The 16334-nt window shown below is 54.6% G+C and carries 16 protein-coding genes; 7 read left to right on the top strand and 9 right to left on the bottom strand.

Annotated features, from left to right (window positions below):
* Positions 1–212: 212 nt before the first annotated feature.
* From ntrX to dusB, 5 genes are all read right to left on the bottom strand, one after another.
* Positions 213–1628, bottom strand: coding sequence for a nitrogen assimilation response regulator NtrX (ntrX, locus tag ACU0FH_RS23925; RefSeq protein ID WP_446197191.1), 1416 nt, complete (start codon positions 1626–1628; stop codon positions 213–215).
* 19 nt (positions 1629–1647) lie between these two features.
* On the bottom strand, positions 1648–3885 hold the full coding sequence (locus tag ACU0FH_RS23920) for an ATP-binding protein (protein ID WP_446197190.1): 2238 nt from the start codon (positions 3883–3885) through the stop codon (positions 1648–1650).
* A gap of 128 nt (positions 3886–4013) precedes the next feature.
* Complete coding sequence (locus ACU0FH_RS23915; RefSeq protein WP_446197189.1) at positions 4014–5384, bottom strand: response regulator; 1371 nt, start codon at positions 5382–5384, stop codon at positions 4014–4016.
* 11 nt (positions 5385–5395) lie between these two features.
* Complete coding sequence (locus tag ACU0FH_RS23910) at positions 5396–6466, bottom strand: two-component system sensor histidine kinase NtrB (protein ID WP_446197188.1); 1071 nt, start codon at positions 6464–6466, stop codon at positions 5396–5398.
* Positions 6463–7392 (bottom strand): tRNA dihydrouridine synthase DusB, encoded by a 930-nt coding sequence (gene dusB / locus ACU0FH_RS23905; RefSeq protein ID WP_446197280.1) that lies wholly within the window; start codon positions 7390–7392, stop codon positions 6463–6465. The genes ACU0FH_RS23910 and dusB overlap by 4 nt, the downstream gene beginning before the upstream one ends.
* 251 nt (positions 7393–7643) lie before the next feature.
* Between dusB and ACU0FH_RS23900 the strand changes: the two genes are divergently transcribed.
* The 3 genes from ACU0FH_RS23900 to ACU0FH_RS23890 are packed head-to-tail and all read left to right on the top strand — an operon-like array spanning position 7644 to position 9762.
* Positions 7644–8783, top strand: a complete 1140-nt coding sequence (locus tag ACU0FH_RS23900) for a bifunctional 2-C-methyl-D-erythritol 4-phosphate cytidylyltransferase/2-C-methyl-D-erythritol 2,4-cyclodiphosphate synthase (RefSeq protein WP_446197187.1) — start codon at positions 7644–7646, stop codon at positions 8781–8783.
* Positions 8780–9280, top strand: coding sequence for a phosphatidylglycerophosphatase A family protein (locus ACU0FH_RS23895; RefSeq protein WP_446197186.1), 501 nt, complete (start codon positions 8780–8782; stop codon positions 9278–9280). The genes ACU0FH_RS23900 and ACU0FH_RS23895 overlap by 4 nt, the downstream gene beginning before the upstream one ends.
* The gene (locus tag ACU0FH_RS23890; RefSeq protein WP_446197185.1) at positions 9277–9762 is read left to right on the top strand and encodes a CinA family protein; all 486 of its coding nucleotides are present in this window, start codon (positions 9277–9279) and stop codon (positions 9760–9762) included. Before ACU0FH_RS23895 ends, ACU0FH_RS23890 begins: the two co-directional genes overlap by 4 nt.
* A gap of 59 nt (positions 9763–9821) precedes the next feature.
* Here the strand turns inward: ACU0FH_RS23890 and ACU0FH_RS23885 are convergent, their stop codons facing one another.
* Positions 9822–10265 (bottom strand): type II toxin-antitoxin system RatA family toxin, encoded by a 444-nt coding sequence (locus tag ACU0FH_RS23885; protein WP_446197184.1) that lies wholly within the window; start codon positions 10263–10265, stop codon positions 9822–9824.
* A gap of 88 nt (positions 10266–10353) precedes the next feature.
* Positions 10354–10617 carry a hypothetical protein gene (locus ACU0FH_RS23880; RefSeq protein ID WP_446197183.1) on the bottom strand — a complete coding sequence of 88 codons (264 nt, stop codon included), beginning with the start codon at positions 10615–10617 and terminating at the stop codon, positions 10354–10356.
* Positions 10618–10996: 379 nt separating this feature from the next.
* On the opposite strand from ACU0FH_RS23880, the gene hpt reads away from it, so the two are divergent.
* From hpt to ACU0FH_RS23865, 3 genes are all read left to right on the top strand, one after another.
* Positions 10997–11536, top strand: coding sequence for a hypoxanthine phosphoribosyltransferase (gene hpt, locus ACU0FH_RS23875; RefSeq protein WP_238371391.1), 540 nt, complete (start codon positions 10997–10999; stop codon positions 11534–11536).
* A 318-nt stretch (positions 11537–11854) separates the two neighbouring features.
* Complete coding sequence (locus ACU0FH_RS23870; RefSeq protein WP_446197182.1) at positions 11855–12328, top strand: c-type cytochrome; 474 nt, start codon at positions 11855–11857, stop codon at positions 12326–12328.
* 70 nt (positions 12329–12398) lie between these two features.
* On the top strand, positions 12399–13274 hold the full coding sequence (locus ACU0FH_RS23865; RefSeq protein WP_446197181.1) for a c-type cytochrome: 876 nt from the start codon (positions 12399–12401) through the stop codon (positions 13272–13274).
* Between the two features lie 15 nt (positions 13275–13289).
* Here ACU0FH_RS23865 and lipA read toward each other — a convergent pair whose 3' ends face one another.
* A complete protein-coding gene (gene lipA / locus ACU0FH_RS23860; protein WP_238371394.1) occupies positions 13290–14243 on the bottom strand; it encodes a lipoyl synthase in 954 nt (317 codons plus the stop codon).
* Between the two features lie 201 nt (positions 14244–14444).
* Here lipA and ACU0FH_RS23855 point away from each other — a divergent pair, with 201 nt between their 5' ends.
* Complete coding sequence (locus ACU0FH_RS23855; RefSeq protein WP_446197180.1) at positions 14445–15350, top strand: hypothetical protein; 906 nt, start codon at positions 14445–14447, stop codon at positions 15348–15350.
* On the opposite strand, the gene ACU0FH_RS23850 is transcribed toward ACU0FH_RS23855, so the two are convergent.
* On the bottom strand, positions 15347–16294 hold the full coding sequence (locus ACU0FH_RS23850; RefSeq protein WP_446197179.1) for a LysR substrate-binding domain-containing protein: 948 nt from the start codon (positions 16292–16294) through the stop codon (positions 15347–15349). The genes ACU0FH_RS23855 and ACU0FH_RS23850 overlap by 4 nt on opposite strands.
* Positions 16295–16334: the final 40 nt, after the last annotated feature.

The raw sequence follows: 16334 nt of genomic DNA, 5'->3' as shown, positions 1-16334 counted from the left end.
TTCGGCAACGAGTTCTGGATCAATGTATGCAAAGAAAGGGCTACCAGCAGGTCAGCATTCCTCGCTGTTCGCAGGCGGTTCAGAATGCTACACCTCCGGCTGCCACAAAGAGCCTGCCCGCCTTGACCGAGGCCAGTTGCATGATCCGGTACAATGACGATCAGTTTCAGATCGTCACGCCCATATCCTCTCCGCAGGAATAGGTGAGGCTGCTATTCAGCAGCCTCAACACTGTTTTCATCGACGTGAGCGAAACGCGCCCCGGACTTGTTCGACGTGACCACGCCCAGCGACTTCAGTTTTCTGTGTAACGCACTCCGTTCCATGCCAACGAACGACGCGGTTCGACTGATGTTTCCACCGAACCGGTTAATCTGAGTCAGTAGATATTCACGTTCGAAAGCTTCCCTCGCTTCACGCAATGGCAGGGTGGCGAGAGAGCCTGAAAGCACGACGCGCCCTTCGTCATCACCTTTTTCCTCTTCGCTAGGCAACTCGCGCGCTTCGATCGGACCACTGCCTTCGCCGAGGATCAAGACGCGTTCAATCAGGTTTTTGAGCTGGCGCACATTGCCCGGCCACGTCATCGTCTGCATTAGCGCAACCGACTCTTCAGTCAGAGGTCGTAACGGCAAGCCCTGTGTCGCGTTGCAATTTGCAATAAAGTGCTCTGCCAATACAGGAATATCTTCGCGACGTTCTGCCAGCGACGGGACAGCAATCGGAACGACATTCAGACGGTGATACAATTCCTGCCGGAACCGGCCCGCCTGAATTTCGGCTTCCAGATCCTTGTTCGTGCTCGAAATCACGCGAAGGTCTACGCGCACCTTGTCCGAGCCGCCCACGCGCTGAAACTGTTGTTCTACCAGAACCCGAAGGATCTTTGACTGAGTTCCAACAGGCATGTCGCTAACTTCGTCGAAATAAACCACCCCGCCGTGCGCTTCCTCGAGCAAGCCGGGTTCGATGCCGCGCTCGGGCGTCTCGCGACCGAAAAGAACTTCCTCGACGCGATCAGGTTCAACGCCTGCACAGTTAACCGTGACAAACGGGCCGTTCGCGCGGTTCGATTGCGCGTGAACGTACCGTGCGGCGATTTCCTTGCCCGCCCCGGCAGGACCGGTCAACATCACCCGCCCGTTCGATTTTGTGACCTTGTCCAACTGGCTGATCAATGTCCGGAAAGCCGCGCTTTGACCGATCATTTCGGCGTTGGTCACTTCGCGACGTTTCAGCGAACTGTTTTCACGCCGGAGACGCGAGGCTTCCATTGCCCGACGGATGACGACCATCAACTGATCGATGTTGAAAGGCTTTTCGATAAAGTCGTAAGCGCCCTGCTTGATGGCGGCGACCGCAATTTCGATATTACCGTGCCCGGAGATGATTACCACGGGCACGTCCGGATTGTCCCGTTTGACGGTCTTGAGTATATCGATCCCATCCATGCGGCTGTCTTTCAGCCAGATATCGAGGATGAGAAGTGCGGGCGGTTCTGTATTGATCGCGTTCATACAGTCGTCCGAGTTGCCTGCCAGACGCGTTGCGTATCCTTCGTCTTCTAGAATATCCGACACCAGTTCGCGAATATCGCGCTCGTCGTCAACAATCAGAATATCTGTCATGTCATTCCTGCTTCTTTTTCTAATTTACCGCCCCACCCGGCGCACCGGGTGAATTCGCCTCATTTCCAACTACCCCCTTGGGCAGCCTGATAACGGCCATTGCTCCGTAATGGTTCTGGCCCGCGAAAACCGGGGCATCTTGCAAGGCAAGTGTGCCGCCGTGTTCCTCGATGATCTTCTTGACGATTGGCAACCCAAGGCCGGTCCCGGCATCCCGGGTCGTCACGTAGGGTTCGAAGAGCTTGGCCCGGTCCTCCGGCAAGCCAATACCATTGTCAGCCACTGAAATTTCTATCCCGCGGTCATCCTGAGACAACGCAACCCGTATCTCAGGCTCGATGCCTTCTGAACCCATTTTTTCGATACGGGTTTCAATAGCTTCGCCCGCGTTCTTGATAAGATTAGTCAACGCCTGCGACAGCATCGTAGAATCTATCTCCGCCATCATAGGCTGCGACGGAAGATCAGCGTCAATCTTGACGTCTGGTTGCCCTGTGTGCTGAAGCAAGACTGCATCTCTGACGAGGGCGGTTAAATCCTCGGCCCTGCGTTCCGGTTCGGGCATCCTTGCGAATTTTGAGAATTCATCGACGATGCGGCGCAAATCGCCAGTCTGCCGAACGATAACGTCCGTCATCGCTTCGAGCCGATCACTATCGTCCCCTACCAGCGGCGAGAACTTGCGTTTAATGCGCTCGGCAGAAAGTTGGATGGGCGTAAGCGGATTTTTGATTTCGTGTGCAATGCGTCGTGCAACGTCGCCCCAGGCTGCCATCCTTTGGGCGCTCACCAGATCCGTTACATCGTCAAACGCGACCACGTAGCCTTCAAGGCTGCCATCATCCTTGCGCCGCGTAGACATGCGAACAAGCAGGTTTTCAAGGCGGCCGCCGCGCGAAACTTTGACCTCGCCCTGAACGACCTCCTGGCCGCTTTGGATGAGGGTCTCAAAGAGCTCGCCAAATTCGGGCACACCGACCGAGAGAGCGACAAGCTGTTCTTCACCGGACCATGCCAGCAGCCTTTCTGCTGATCGGTTCACAAAAGTAACGCGGCCCTCAGGGTCGAGGCCAACGACACCGGAAGTCACCGAGGATAGGACTGAATCGAACAGCCTTCTGCGCCGTTCGATCTGCCGGTTGTTATCGAGAAGCGTATCGCGCTGACCTTTCAACTGCCGTGTCATCTGATTGAAGTAGCGGCCAAGCATTCCAATCTCGTCATCGCTTTCGTCTTCGATCACACGAATATCGAGATCCCCTGCCCCGACCTGTTGAGCTGCCATTGTAAGACGACCGACCGGGCGAGAAAGCCGTTCCGCGAACCATAGGCCAAGCCAAATGGCCGCAAGGATAAGGATGACCGCAAAACCAAGGTAAAGGACGCCGAACTCGAAGACCACACGGCCGCGTTCGCTTTCGAGTTGCTGATATAGCCTGATCGTTTCCTTGGTCTCGTCCAGCAGATTAAGAATCTGCCCATCGACGTCTCTGCTCACATAGAGGAACCGGTCGACAAAGCCGTTCAACCGTACGAGCGCCCGGAATTCGTTGTTGTCCCAGTCCTGAATAATCTTGAGCCCGGTATCCCGCGCCTGCTGAATGTCTTCTTCCGTCGGTTGTTCGAAATTGAATAGATACGAACCTTCGCCCCGGGAACGTATTTCGCCGGTTCCGTCGACGACATAGGCCTCTTTCAGGCCCCTTTGAATCTGCGGCTGCGCCTGACTTAGGACCTGCCGCAGTTCCGCGTCGCTCATGAAAACTGTCAGACGGCGGCTGTTATCCAGGAAGCGCCCCAAGGCCTGCGCGTCCTGCTGAAGATCCTCGCGTTGCTCTTCCTCGTAGGCTTGGGCCGCAGCAAGCGACGAACCGACAACGCGACTCACGCGGTCGGAAAACCAGCCTTCCAGCCCCATGTTGATCGTCAACGCGGCAAAGACAGCAACAGTCACCGTGGGAATAAGAGCGAGAAGCGCAAACACCCCGATCAATCTCAGATGAAGGCGCGATCCCGCGGATTTTGCCCGACGGGCTGCGATGATGCGCCCAACCTGGCCAAGGACAAGCGCGGCCACCACCAGAATATAGATGAGGTCCGCCAGCAGAATCGCGCGCAGCGCATCATTCGTCGGCCCGCGATCGATCGACCCCAATGATAGCGAAGTTACAAATGCAAGAAGCGGGCCAAGAACAACAAGGCCCAGCGTGGCAATGTTCTGGGCACGCTTGGTCCGACGCCATCTGTTGAGCGCCATTAAAGGAGATCTTTGTGACCGGGATACCACCCGCTGCCCTCACCTGATGTGTCGCTTTCGCAACGAACCGCCAAATGTCGTAGTCTCGCCCGGCGCATATACCGGGATGCCACGCTTCTGTGACGATTTTACATCAATTTGCGGCGCCGTGTCACCTGTATATCTAAGTCAGATATTTTCTTGCGCAGGGTATTGCGGTTGATGCCAAGCAAATCGGCACATTTCGCCTGATTTCCGCCAGTCGCTTCAAGAGCAATCTCGATCAGAGGCGTCTCAACTTCCTTTAAGATCCGCGTGTAAAGCCCCGGAGGTGGGAGCATATTCCCGTGCAGGTCAAAATAACGACGGAGGTGCCGTGCAACAGAGGAAGCCAGTTTTTCGGTATCCCCTCCACCAAGCACAGGTTCCATTTCCGGTTGGCTTCCGAGAACCTGTTCAACCTCCTGCCGGGCAATCTCATCAGAGCGGCTCGTCAGAACCAGTCGGCGAATCGCATTCTCAAGCTGTCGCACGTTACCCGGCCAGCTGTACGCGCGGAACAATTCTTCGGATTCGGCCGAGAGCCAACGTTTCTGCGAACCTTCCCGTTCGGCGCGCGCGAGAAAATGTTGAGCGAGCAACGGAACGTCATCGACACGTTCGCGAAGACTTGGCACGTGAATCGTCGCGCCACTCAACCGGTAGTAAAGATCCTGACGGACCTGACCGGCTTCCATCGCGGAATTCAGGTTGTTCTGACTGGTTGCCATGAACCTTGGAAGGTGATCACCTGGCGCATCCATCATCCGAACGATCCGAGCCTGAATTTCATCGTCTATATCGGCGATCTCGTCGATCAGAAGTGTCCCGCCCTTGACCCGTGCGAGCACACGGGCCGGCCCCTCGATATCCTGCAGGTCCGCGCCTGTTATCGTGATGAACGGCAGAGTGCGACGATCCGAGAAATCATGTATCGCCCGCGCGATCAGCGATTTTCCGGTGCCGCTTTCACCAGAGATGAGAACCGGTAGATCCGTATTCATTACGCGCGCGACCAGCCGGTACAAGGCTTGCATTACCTTTGTACGTCCCACCAGCGGCAGGTCGTCCGGCCGATCATCTTCCGGCGCTTGAATGGCGCTGCTACCCGAATGCCTCTTGAGCTCAAGCGCGCGCGCCGTCCGTTTCATCAGGTCAGGAAGATCAAAAGGCTTTGGCAGGTAATCGTAGGCTTCCGCTTCGGCAGCCTGAATCGCTGTCATAATCGTATTCTGCGCGGAGATGACAATTACCGGCAGACCGGGACGGTCTATCGCGATCTTGGGGAGCATTTCTAAACCGTTGCCATCGGGCATGACCACATCGGAAATAACAACGTCGCCTTTGCCTTCGCCTACCCAACGCATAAGCGTCGTCAGTGAACTGGTGGCGTGGACCTTGCATCCCGCCCGCGTCAGTGCCTGCGTAAGAACCGTACGGATCGTGCGGTCATCGTCGGCTACCAGTACTGTGCCATCCATTGGTTACTCTCCTAGTTTGACGCTCCCCGCGGCACGCGCGGAAGAGAAAGACGGAACACAGTGCGTCCCGGGACTGACGTCACCGAGATCCAGCCATCGTGGTCCGATATGATTTTGCTGACGAGCGCCAGACCGAGCCCGGTGCCGTTTTCGCGCCCGGATACGAAAGGATCGAAGACGTCGTCTTTGATCTTTTCCGGCAATCCGGGCCCATCATCGATAATTTCCACCTGAAGCGGCAGCGACTGTCCGCTTCCATCGCTACGCCGCAATCGAAAGGAGTGCTCGAAATACGAGTGGATCCTGATGGTTCCACCTTTGGGATCGGCGGCTTCCGACGCGTTTTTCAGGAGGTTCAGAACAACCTGCAGCAATTGATCCGGATCGCCATAGGCCAGCGGCAAGGACGGATCGTAATCTTCTATGATCTTCATATGCGCACCGAACCCGAGCAATGCGGAACGTCGTGCCCGGTCCAGAACGTCGTGGATATTGACCGGCTTTCGGTCAGGTTCGCTTAGATTGCCGAACTGCTCCACTTGCTCGAGCAGTTTCACGATCCTGCGGCTTTCTGCGACGATAAGATCTGTGAGTTCAAGATCTTCCGAAGACAAATTCATGCTGAGCAGCTGCGCCGCTCCGGTAATGCCTGCCAAGGGGTTCTTTATTTCATGCGCGAGCATCTCAGCCATCCCGATTGCCGATTGCGCGGCGGACTTGACCGAATGGCTTTGTGTCATCCGTCCTGCAAGTTCCCGCGGGGTGATCATTAGTATCATACACCCTTCTTGCCCGATCAGCGGCGCAATTTGCAGCGCACATTGAAGTGGCGCCCGGCTTCCGCAGCCTACATCGACATCATTGACGAATAGAGCGGTGCTCTTGTCACGCGCCTTGTCAAACGCCTCTTCAATCGGGGTATCAACCCTTATCTGGCTCCAAACCGACTGCCCCGTCACGGTCTTGGACGAGGCGTTAAGAAACCCCTCTCCGGCGCTGTTTACATCCTGGATATTGTTGTTCTGATCGATAACAAAGGCAGGCACCGGCAAGGAAGCCCAGATCGCATTTTCCGGTATCATGCAGCTACCTTGGCTGGTGTTGTCAGAGCATCGCCTAGCAAGTTCACGACACTCTCGGGATCCTGCTCGGTCAGAACCATTCGCCGCAGATCGGTGCGTGTTCCAGCGTGGTCCATATACCAGCCGAGATGCTTTCTTGCCACGCGAACACCGAGGGTGCGACCGTAGAAACCAATCATGGATTGGTAGTGATCCGAAACGAGATCGACCAAATCGGTTCCCGTCGGAATCACGGGGCCGGCGGTCCCACCAAGCGAATGTGTAACTTCGGCCAGAACCCAAGGTCGGCCCTGCGCCCCCCTCCCGATCATCACACCATCCGCGCCGGATTTCGCCAAGGCCGTTCTGGCTGAACCGAAATCGACGATATCTCCATTCGCAACAACAGGCACATCCACTGCATTCACAACGTCACGTATAGCGGTCCAGTCGGCTGTACCCTTGTAGAACTGGCACCTCGTTCTGCCATGTATCGTGATCATGGCAACGCCGGCATCCTGCGCCCGTTTGGCAATATGCGCCGCGTTCAGGGAACTTGAATCCCAACCAAGTCGGGTCTTTAAAGTCACGGGTACATCCACCGCTTCGACGACGGCTTCGATCAATCGCAATGCATGGTCCGGGGTTTTCATCAATGCCGAACCGGATTCACCGCTGGTAACCTTCTTGGCGGGACAGCCCATATTGATATCGATCACTTTAGCGCCGAAACCAGCCACCTGCCGAGCAGCTTCTGCCATCCAATAGGTCTCACGACCTGCAAGTTGCACAGCGGTGTTTTCGATGTCCGCGCTCAGCTCGGCGCGTTCGCGAACACCGGGTTTGGATTGAACCATTTCCTGGCTTGCCACCATTTCACTGACCACCATCCCGGCCCCGAATTTCGCAACCAAATCACGGAACGGTCGGTCGGTGATTCCAGCCATAGGCGCCAGAAGGACCGGAGAAGAAAGCGTTTTATTTGCGAGTTTGAACGTCACATGCCTAAACCTTGTGCACTTGAACCGTTTCTATCGAGATCGCTGCAATTGAACAACGAAACCGCTCGATCTTAGTGAGATTGGCTCCGTGTTCGCCTATTTTTTAATCAAAAGACGTCGGGCAATTGCGCCGTGTCGCATCCCAACATAAACACCATATAGTCTGACCAATATTCTTGGAAATCCGGAGTTATCTCATGCGCATTGCCGCTCTTATCGTCGCCGCTGGTCGCGGAACGCGAGCTGGTGGTTCAGTCGCAAAGCAGTGGCAAACGATCGCCGGGATATCGGTTTTGGATCACACATTAAAGGCGTTTGACGCGAACCCTAAAATTGACCGAATTGCATTGGTCTTGAGCCCTGGGGAGACCGAAAAGGCAGATCGGTACAGGAATGCCGGATATATCGTCGCAATGGGTGGTTCGGAGCGCTCGATCTCGGTCAGGAACGGGCTTGAGGCACTGGCCTCCTTTGAACCTGACAAGGTTCTTATCCATGATGCCGCCCGGCCTTGTGTGTCATCCGCGCTGATAGAGCGTGTTATCTATGCGCTCGAAACGCACGAAGGTGCTGCGCCTGCCCTGCCAGTCATTGACGCCCTCTGGACGGGGCAAGAAGGTTTGGTGTCTGGGACCCGAGACCGAACTGATCTTTATCGCGCGCAAACGCCGCAGGGATTTTCCTTTTGCCGAATTCTCGAAGCGCATAAGTCACATGGCGATGGCACGGCACCGGATGACGTCACCGTGGCGCGGGCAGCAAATATTGACGTGGCGATAGTTGCTGGCGACGATGAAAATCTGAAAGTGACAATGCCGCAGGACTTTGAAAAAGCGGCAAAAATATTAGGAGCACAGCGGATGGTCAGGTTGGGAAACGGATTTGACGTTCATAGGTTCGGTCCCGGCGATCATGTGACCTTGTGTGGTGTGCGTGTTCCTCACGACCGTTCCTTGCAGGGCCATTCGGACGCTGATGTTGGCATGCATGCCATTACCGATGCGATCTACGGCGCGCTCGCGAAAGGCGACATCGGGCAACATTTCCCGCCAAGTGACCCGCAATGGAAAGGTGCCTCCAGCGACATTTTCCTTCGCCATGCGGTTGAGCTTGCTGGCAAATTGGGCTGGGCAATAGGAAACGTTGACTGCACGCTTATCTGCGAGCAGCCAAAGATCGGCCCGCATGCAGAAGATATGCGCAACGCGCTGGCGCGGATCATGGACACTTCGCTAGATGTCGTGTCGGTCAAGGCGACAACGTCGGAACAGCTTGGCTTTACAGGTCGAGGTGAAGGCATCGCCGCGATGGCAACGGCAACACTGGTGGCAAAATGAACAAGCTTGCGCAAACAATAGGCACCGTCTTTGGTGTTGGATACCTGAAACCCGCACCCGGCACTTGGGGCTCGGCTTTCACTCTCTTGTTGGTCTGGCTTCTTCACATGATTGGTGGCTTTCCGCTCGTCTTGGCCTGCATTCTCATATCTTTTGTTATTGGACTATGGGCGACCCGTCAGATCACAGAGGCGCAGAACAATTCAGACCCTTCAGAGGTTGTGATTGACGAACTCGTTGGACAGGCGATCGCGCTGCTGCCGCTGTCCTACTCGGCCAGTTCCATTGGTATGCCGATCATGGCCTTTTGGCCCGGCTGGATCGCCGCGTTTCTGTTGTTCCGTCTCTTCGACATTTGGAAGCCGGGCCCGGTTGGCTGGGCGGACCGTCGCCACGACCCTTTTGGCGTCATGCTTGATGATGTCATCGCCGGGATCCTCGCTGCCATAGGTGTTGTAATTTTGGCTGGTCTGGCACACGGAGTGATCGGTGTATGAGCGCAGAGGAGGTTTTAGAACTGGCGAGGCGGTCAAACATCATGATCGCTACTGCGGAAAGCTGTACCGGCGGTATGGTTGCGTCCGCCTTGACCGATCTTCCCGGATCTTCGGACGTATTCGATCGGGGTTATGTGACGTATTCGAATGCTGCCAAAGCGGATATGCTCCAAGTTAGCGGTAACACAATCGAACAATTCGGCGCGGTCTCGGAAGAAGTCGCACGGGAATTGGCAGACGGCGCTTTGAGAGCGTCTCAAGCACAACTATCCGTATCAATCACAGGTATCGCTGGGCCTGGAGGCTCCGAGCACAAACCAGAGGGCCGCGTCTGTTTCGGGCTGGCCGTCGATGGCCACACGACTTCCACAGAAACGGTCGAGTTTGGCGCATTGGGGCGAACGAATGTAAGAGAAGCAGCCCGAGATCATGCGTTGGAACTTCTGCAAAAAGCTCTTCTCGACTTACAGAACTCGCTCTAGCGAAGAAGCGTTAGAACCACAGATATTGCTAAAGGTTTACACGCCAATAGCTGCCGATATCACCCATACAAGGCGTCGGCGCGATTTTCGAAAGCGCGCACGATGCGTTGCATGGCTTCGTTGAAAACGAGCCCAATGACGCGTTGCAGGATCGCGTTCTTGAACTCGAAATCCACGTTGAAGTGAACGTTGCAACCGCCCTCGACGTCTTCAAACCGCCATTCGGATTTGAGATACCGAAAAGGCCCGTCCAAATATTCCGTATCGATCTTTCGCTTGTCGTGCCACAGGGTCACGCGGCTTCCGAACTTCTCGCGGAAGACCTTGAAGCTGATAACAAGGTCGGCCTCAAGAATCGTGGCTTCCTCTTTTGGTATCGTTTCGCGGATACGCGCAGCCGCGCACCAAGGTAGAAACTCGGGGTATTGGCCCACATCAGCGACCAGATCGTACATCTGCTGGCTGGAATAAGGGAGAAATCGTGTCTCGGCGTGGCTGGGCATGTTATCTTTGATCTGGATTCCGGAACTTTCCCGTCTCTCCTATGAAACAGGCCCAAGATCAACCCAAGCATCAGTCAGTCGCGGTAAATCAGGTGAGTAGATCCAAACGACCAACAGGCGAAACAGTGCCTTCGGTGCCATTGTCTTTTGTTTGCCACTGACTGGCCGTGGGCGTCGGAAGAAGTGGCCTGACGGCAAAATCGCGCATTCCGCTAAGCAACATCAGCAGCGGCATATGGCCGTCAATGGAAAGCGCAAGGTCACGTGCCAGAGCTTTGTCGCTGAACGTGTAACCATCTTCTTCACGGGCTGCTTCCCGAAGCGCTTGCCGGTTGTTTTCGGTGCGCTCCAAGGGAGTGGGCCGAGATATCGCTAACACCTTTTTGGTAGCCGAATGATCTGGCGAAGTTTCCGAAGGTGCTGCTACGCGCGAAGCCCGTTCAGTGATCTCAGCTGAGCCATGCTGAAGTACAGCACCATGTACCGGAGCGCTGGCTAGGACGGCTCGCCAAGGATCGATACCAAGATTGTTTGCAGCGATTTGCGTCACGAATCTGACCTTTTGAAGGATAGCGTTAAAAAGTTAGTTCAATTACGGCATTTATACAGCAACAACGCCACAATTCCGTAACAATTGCAAATTTTCAATCGACGTTGCCGGCAACCAATTCATTTGGCATGACAGTCTGGACCATTTTGGCAGATTGTTCAGAACCACGAAGGAAAAACCGATGCCGGACAAGACATATGTCATCGACGAGTTGATCTCTGCCAAGGCCATCGCCGCTCGAATCGAATCCCTCTGCCGGGATATCCGCCGGGAGTTCCGAAATACGGATAAGCTTGTTGTTGTCGGCCTCTTACGCGGCAGCTTCATCTTTATTGCTGACCTTGTTCGGGAACTCGATCTGCCCATTGAAGTCGACTTTCTCGAAGCCTCTTCATATGGCGATGGGATGGAATCGAGTCGGGAAGTTCGCATCCTGAAAGACTTGCGAGCCGCGATCGAAGGACGCGATGTACTCGTGGTCGAGGATATCGTTGACACCGGCCACACGCTCAACCATGTGATCGCCCTGCTCAAAAGCCGCAAACCGGCGCATTTGAGATCTATCGCACTCTTGGATAAGCCCAGCCGTCGGGAGGTTGATTTTCGTGCCGACTGGATCGGATTCGAAATACCGGATGAGTTCGTCGTAGGATACGGTATCGACTTTGCTCAACGGAACAGGAATTTGCCTTATATCGGTAAAGTCCGCTTCACCGAGTAGCTTTACGCCAGGATATGATTGTCGTGAGGACCAACTCGCTTTTGGCGCTCCCTTCACACTTTCGCGAGAACTTGTGACCTTAACTTTCGGGAAAGCCCCACTATTCAGCGACTTGCCACTCAAGTTTCGCAATCAAACGCCTGTTTGGTTGGCCATACCGGAAGCAGCTCAAGATTACCGTCACATTTCAGAAAACGCATATAACGTCGGTTTACTAAGTGGCCGTTGTTAATGCACCCCGTTAACAGGACTGTGCAATTTCAACGTCGTAACAAGCGTGTATACTCCCGCAAGGTGATCAAGCTTAGGAGACCCCGAATGACTTTTAAAAACTTTCTTATTGCCGGTATTGCAGGTGCAACGATGATTGCTTCCTCAAGCGTCCTTCACGCTGACGAAGTAGCAGAAAAAGCCGCTGAAGCCCGTCAATCTCTTATGGAACTATACGCTTTCAACCTTGGTCTGCTTGGCGGGATGGCCAAAGGCGCAGTCGAATATGATGCGGAATCTGCGCAAGCTGCAGCAACGAATCTCCACACACTCGCTTCGATGAACCAGATGGCTATGTGGATTCCGGGCAGCGGACTCGATGCGCTTGGAGATGAAACAGATGCCCTGCCCGCAATTTGGGAAGCTGACAGTAAGGTCATGGATCATGCCAAGGAACTGGTGGACGCGACTGCTGCAATGGAATCGGCCGCTGGCTCGGGAATCGAAGAATTGCGCGGAGCTATGCAACCTGTAGGTAAAGCGTGCGGCGGCTGCCATGAATTATATCGCCAGAAAGACTGAACACCCGCATCAATAAAAACTTTGCCCGAGCAGCAATCAGATTGCCCGGGCATTCCTGTAAGAGGTTACCATGCGAAAATTGCTTCGTTTCTTCGTATTTTTTGCAGTTATCGCTGCTGCAGTCGCATGGTTCCTATCCCGACCTGAACCCTTGAATGCAGACGCCGTCGCGGGACTTACCGGCGATCCGGCACGAGGAGAGAATGTATTCTGGGCCGGAGGGTGTTCTTCATGCCATGCGGCGCCAAACAGCGAAGGCGAAGAAAAGCTGGTGCTCGCAGGCGGCTACCGTATCAACAGCCCGTTCGGGACCTTTATCTCTCCGAACATTTCACCATCGGCGAATGGCATCGGCGGCTGGTCGGATCTGGATCTGGCCAATGCACTTATACGGGGACTGTCGCCGGTTGGCAGCCATTATTACCCGTCGTTTCCTTATGGGACTTACACGAGGATTTCCCTGCAGGATGTAGTTGACCTGAAGGCCTTCCTGGACACACTGCCCTCATCTGAAACCCAGAGCCAGCCGCATGAATTGCCGTTTCCAGTCACGATACGTCGCTCTGTTGGTTTATGGAAACGCCTGTTTTTGACGGATGACTGGATTGTCTCGGTCGAAGGCGCGCAGTTGGAGCGAGGCCGTTATTTGGTCGAGGCGCTTGGCCATTGCGGAGAGTGTCACACCCCACGGAATGTTTTCGGCGCGTTGGATGATACGCGCTGGCTCGAGGGCGCGGAAAATCCATCCGGCGAAGGACGCATACCCGGTCTCGCGCCCGGCCAGCTAAATTGGGAAGCGGATGACATCGCCTATTACCTCGAAACCGGTTTCACCCCGGACTACGACAGCGCCGGCGGCGAAATGGCGGCTGTAATTGCGAACACCTCTCAACTGTCAGAAGAGGACCGCGCCGCGATTGCGGCTTACATAAAGGCCATCCCCTGAAACATCGAACGGGCCTCAGGCTAGTCCGAGTTTAACCTCTCGGGCCGCGCGCAGTCGCGCAAAGTCCTCGCCGGCATGGTAGCTGGATCGCGTCAGCGGCGTCGCAGACACCATGAGAAAGCCTTTGCCGATCGCCGCCTTTTCATACGCGGAGAACTCTTCAGGTGTCACGAAACGATCAATGCCATGGTGTTTGGGCGTAGGTTGAAGGTACTGACCGATCGTCAAGAAATCGATATCCGCGGCGCGCATATCGTCCATGACCTGCATGACAGCCTGTTTTTCTTCTCCCAAGCCGACCATGATACCAGATTTGGTAAACATTGATGGGTCCAGTTCTTTCACCCGCTGCAACAAACGCAGTGAATGAAAGTAGCGGGCGCCTGGCCGCACCTCTGGGTACAGGCCCGGCACAGTTTCCAGATTGTGATTGAACACATCTGGTCGGGCTTCGACGACCTTTTCAAGCGCGGACGCATCGCAACGAATGAAGTCAGGCGTCAAAATTTCTATCGTGGTTGACGGGCTGCGGTGACGTACAGCGCGAATCGTTTGGGCAAAATGCTCTGCCCCGCCGTCCTCGATGTCGTCACGGTCAACCGAGGTTATCACGACGTGGTTTAACCCAAGTTTCTCAACGGCATGAGCTACCCTACCCGGCTCGAACGCATCAAGATCTTCCGGGGGCTTGCCTGTGGCAATGTTGCAGAAGGTACAAGCCCTTGTGCACACCTCGCCCATAATCATCATCGTGGCATGGCCCTGCGACCAGCATTCGCCGACATTCGGGCAACCCGCTTCTTCGCAAACCGTTACCAGCTTGTTTTCACGCATGATTCGAGCGGTATCGGCATAGCCCTTCCCGCCGGGTGCCTTCACACGAATCCAGCTGGGTTTCTTTGGCTGAGCGTTATCGGGACGACGCGCTTTTTCCGGGTGACGCTGGGCAGGTATCTTGAGATCGCGCACGGAACGAATTCCTTCGGGTTTCAGTCCAATATCTCACTGCAACATAGTCCCCCATCGCTTGAAGTGCCAGTGCCCGCGGCGGTCAACAATCGATAAGTGACCTGTTTCACAGTCACTTTAAGACAAAGATGCTAGGAGCATGGCTGAATTTCTGTAATCTGGTCGCCGGGGCGCGACGATTTTTGTATGGAAGGGCGACTTATGGTGAAGGAATGGGATGATTTCCAGAAGAGCTTCAAGAAAATCCAGCAAAGCACGAAATCCCTTAAGCCTTCCGAGGGCCAAAAGCTAAAGAAACAGTTAATCGCGGATCTCAACAAGGCTTGGGATGAGGAAACACTGGTTCGCAAGGCCATCAAGAAAGCTCAACAGAACGGCGCCAAGGCCGACAAACTGTCTAGTCTGTTGAAAGATCCAGATTTCTCATCCGCTTACAAAAGTTGGGTCAAAGCAACGACGGCGCACAAAGACCAGGTCAAAACGCTGAAAAGTTATTCCGATGCTGCCAAGAAACATTATGACGATCTGACAAAGCAGTATGGTGCCGTTGCGAAAAGCGTCAAACAGAGCAAAGAACCCGAAGCCGCCAAAAAGAATATCAAGGCGACAATGAAGGATGCTCAGGACCACATGAAGATGCTCGAGCAGATCAATGCGATTTACGGCACCCTAAAGATGCCTGAACTATTCTATGCCTCGAAAGAGGAAAAGACCATGGAAGTCATCATCAAGAAGGAAGCAGGGAAAAACGCGCCTGCTGCGCTTCCTAAAATTCTTGAAGATGCGGGCCGAAAAAAAGGTGAAAAGAACGCCAACGCGCTTCATAAAAGCGCCATGAACGCATTTGAAGAAGCGATCAAAGACTCGAAGATTAACGTGGAGTTCGCGAGAACTGACATGGACAAAGGTGAAGCCATGCTGGTGAGCCTGTCAAAACTTAACGACGATTTCCAAAGCGCGCAGAAAAAGCAGTTTAAGGAAATTGGCAAGTCTCCCAATAAAAAAGACATCGAAGACACGATAAATTCGATCAACGCTTTCAAGCTTGAAGTCGAGAAAATAAAGAAAAAGGCGACTGCCGCAGTCAAAGCAGCAGAAAAGGGCTAAACTGCAATTCTCGGGTTTTCCGATTGCCGGCTTGAGTTGACAATTTTGTTCCCTTCGGCTCGAATAAGTTCCGCGAGTTCATCGAACCAGCTGTCTACCGGCATCGAATCCCTGCGCACGAGTCCTATCGTGCGCGAAGGTTCATCTTCGGGGAAACGCCGCAGGCAAAGGCCGGGCGCAGCGATACATTCATCCCGCGCTGCAAGTTCCGGCATTAACGTGTAACCAAACCCTGCCGCGACCAGTCGGGACAAGGTGCCAAGGGAGGAAGCACCCATGTTGATCCCGGCGCTATTTCGATCCTTACCACAAACTTCGAGCGCTTGATCCGTCAGACAATGACCGTCTTCCAACAACATCAGCTGAGAAGGCTCCAGTGTTTCCGGTTTAAGCATAGGGCTGTCTGTTTCAAAACGTGTGAGCCGCGCCTCGGAACCGGCCAGCAAGAACCTGTCTTGGAACAGCGGCGTTTCGATCAACCCACTCGTATCAACCGGCAAAGCGACAACGGCAACGTCGAGTTCCCCCGCAACCAAAGACGCCAGAAGTTGTTCTGTACGAGCTTCGCGAACCTGAACTGCCAAAGACAGATCTCCTGCCCGCAAGGCGGCGAGCACGCCTGGCAGCAAATAAGGCGCGATGGTCGGTATTAGACCGAGCGACAAGGATCGGCGGCTTCCGCTCCGCTCCCGGGACAAACGTTCCAACTGCTCGGTAGCTCCGAGAACTTCCAGACTTAACGCGAGAACTTCGCGGCCCAGAGGTGTCAACAAAACATCGCGAGCCCGCCTTTCGACCAGCTCCCCGCCCATTTCGCTTTCGAGCGTTTTGATCTGAACCGAGAGCGCAGGTTGTGAAATATTGCACGCCTCGGCAGCCCGACCAAAGTTGCGCTGCTCGGCCAGTGCCTTGAAATAGGTAAGTTGACGAATGGTAAAAGCCATAATCTCACCTAATCGATATGAGAAAGGAGCGCAAGATTGC

The organism is Heliomarina sp., assembly GCF_052826185.1.
Note: the sequence above shows the minus strand (reverse complement) of the source record. Positions and strands in the feature narration are given on the sequence as shown.

Excerpts from the sequence above, each read along its gene's own strand:
- ntrX (WP_446197191.1), bottom strand. The coding sequence starts at position 1,628 with ATGACAGATATTCTGATTGTTGACGACGAGCGCGATATTCGCGAACTG.
- ACU0FH_RS23920 (WP_446197190.1), bottom strand. The coding sequence starts at position 3,885 with ATGGCGCTCAACAGATGGCGTCGGACCAAGCGTGCCCAGAACATTGCC.
- ACU0FH_RS23915 (WP_446197189.1), bottom strand. The coding sequence starts at position 5,384 with ATGGATGGCACAGTACTGGTAGCCGACGATGACCGCACGATCCGTACG.
- ACU0FH_RS23910 (WP_446197188.1), bottom strand. The coding sequence starts at position 6,466 with ATGATACCGGAAAATGCGATCTGGGCTTCCTTGCCGGTGCCTGCCTTT.
- dusB (WP_446197280.1), bottom strand. The coding sequence starts at position 7,392 with ATGGCTGGAATCACCGACCGACCGTTCCGTGATTTGGTTGCGAAATTC.
- ACU0FH_RS23900 (WP_446197187.1), top strand. The coding sequence starts at position 7,644 with ATGCGCATTGCCGCTCTTATCGTCGCCGCTGGTCGCGGAACGCGAGCT.
- ACU0FH_RS23895 (WP_446197186.1), top strand. The coding sequence starts at position 8,780 with ATGAACAAGCTTGCGCAAACAATAGGCACCGTCTTTGGTGTTGGATAC.
- ACU0FH_RS23890 (WP_446197185.1), top strand. The coding sequence starts at position 9,277 with ATGAGCGCAGAGGAGGTTTTAGAACTGGCGAGGCGGTCAAACATCATG.
- ACU0FH_RS23885 (WP_446197184.1), bottom strand. The coding sequence starts at position 10,265 with ATGCCCAGCCACGCCGAGACACGATTTCTCCCTTATTCCAGCCAGCAG.
- hpt (WP_238371391.1), top strand. The coding sequence starts at position 10,997 with ATGCCGGACAAGACATATGTCATCGACGAGTTGATCTCTGCCAAGGCC.
- ACU0FH_RS23870 (WP_446197182.1), top strand. The coding sequence starts at position 11,855 with ATGACTTTTAAAAACTTTCTTATTGCCGGTATTGCAGGTGCAACGATG.
- ACU0FH_RS23865 (WP_446197181.1), top strand. The coding sequence starts at position 12,399 with ATGCGAAAATTGCTTCGTTTCTTCGTATTTTTTGCAGTTATCGCTGCT.
- ACU0FH_RS23855 (WP_446197180.1), top strand. The coding sequence starts at position 14,445 with ATGGTGAAGGAATGGGATGATTTCCAGAAGAGCTTCAAGAAAATCCAG.
- ACU0FH_RS23850 (WP_446197179.1), bottom strand. The coding sequence starts at position 16,294 with ATGGCTTTTACCATTCGTCAACTTACCTATTTCAAGGCACTGGCCGAG.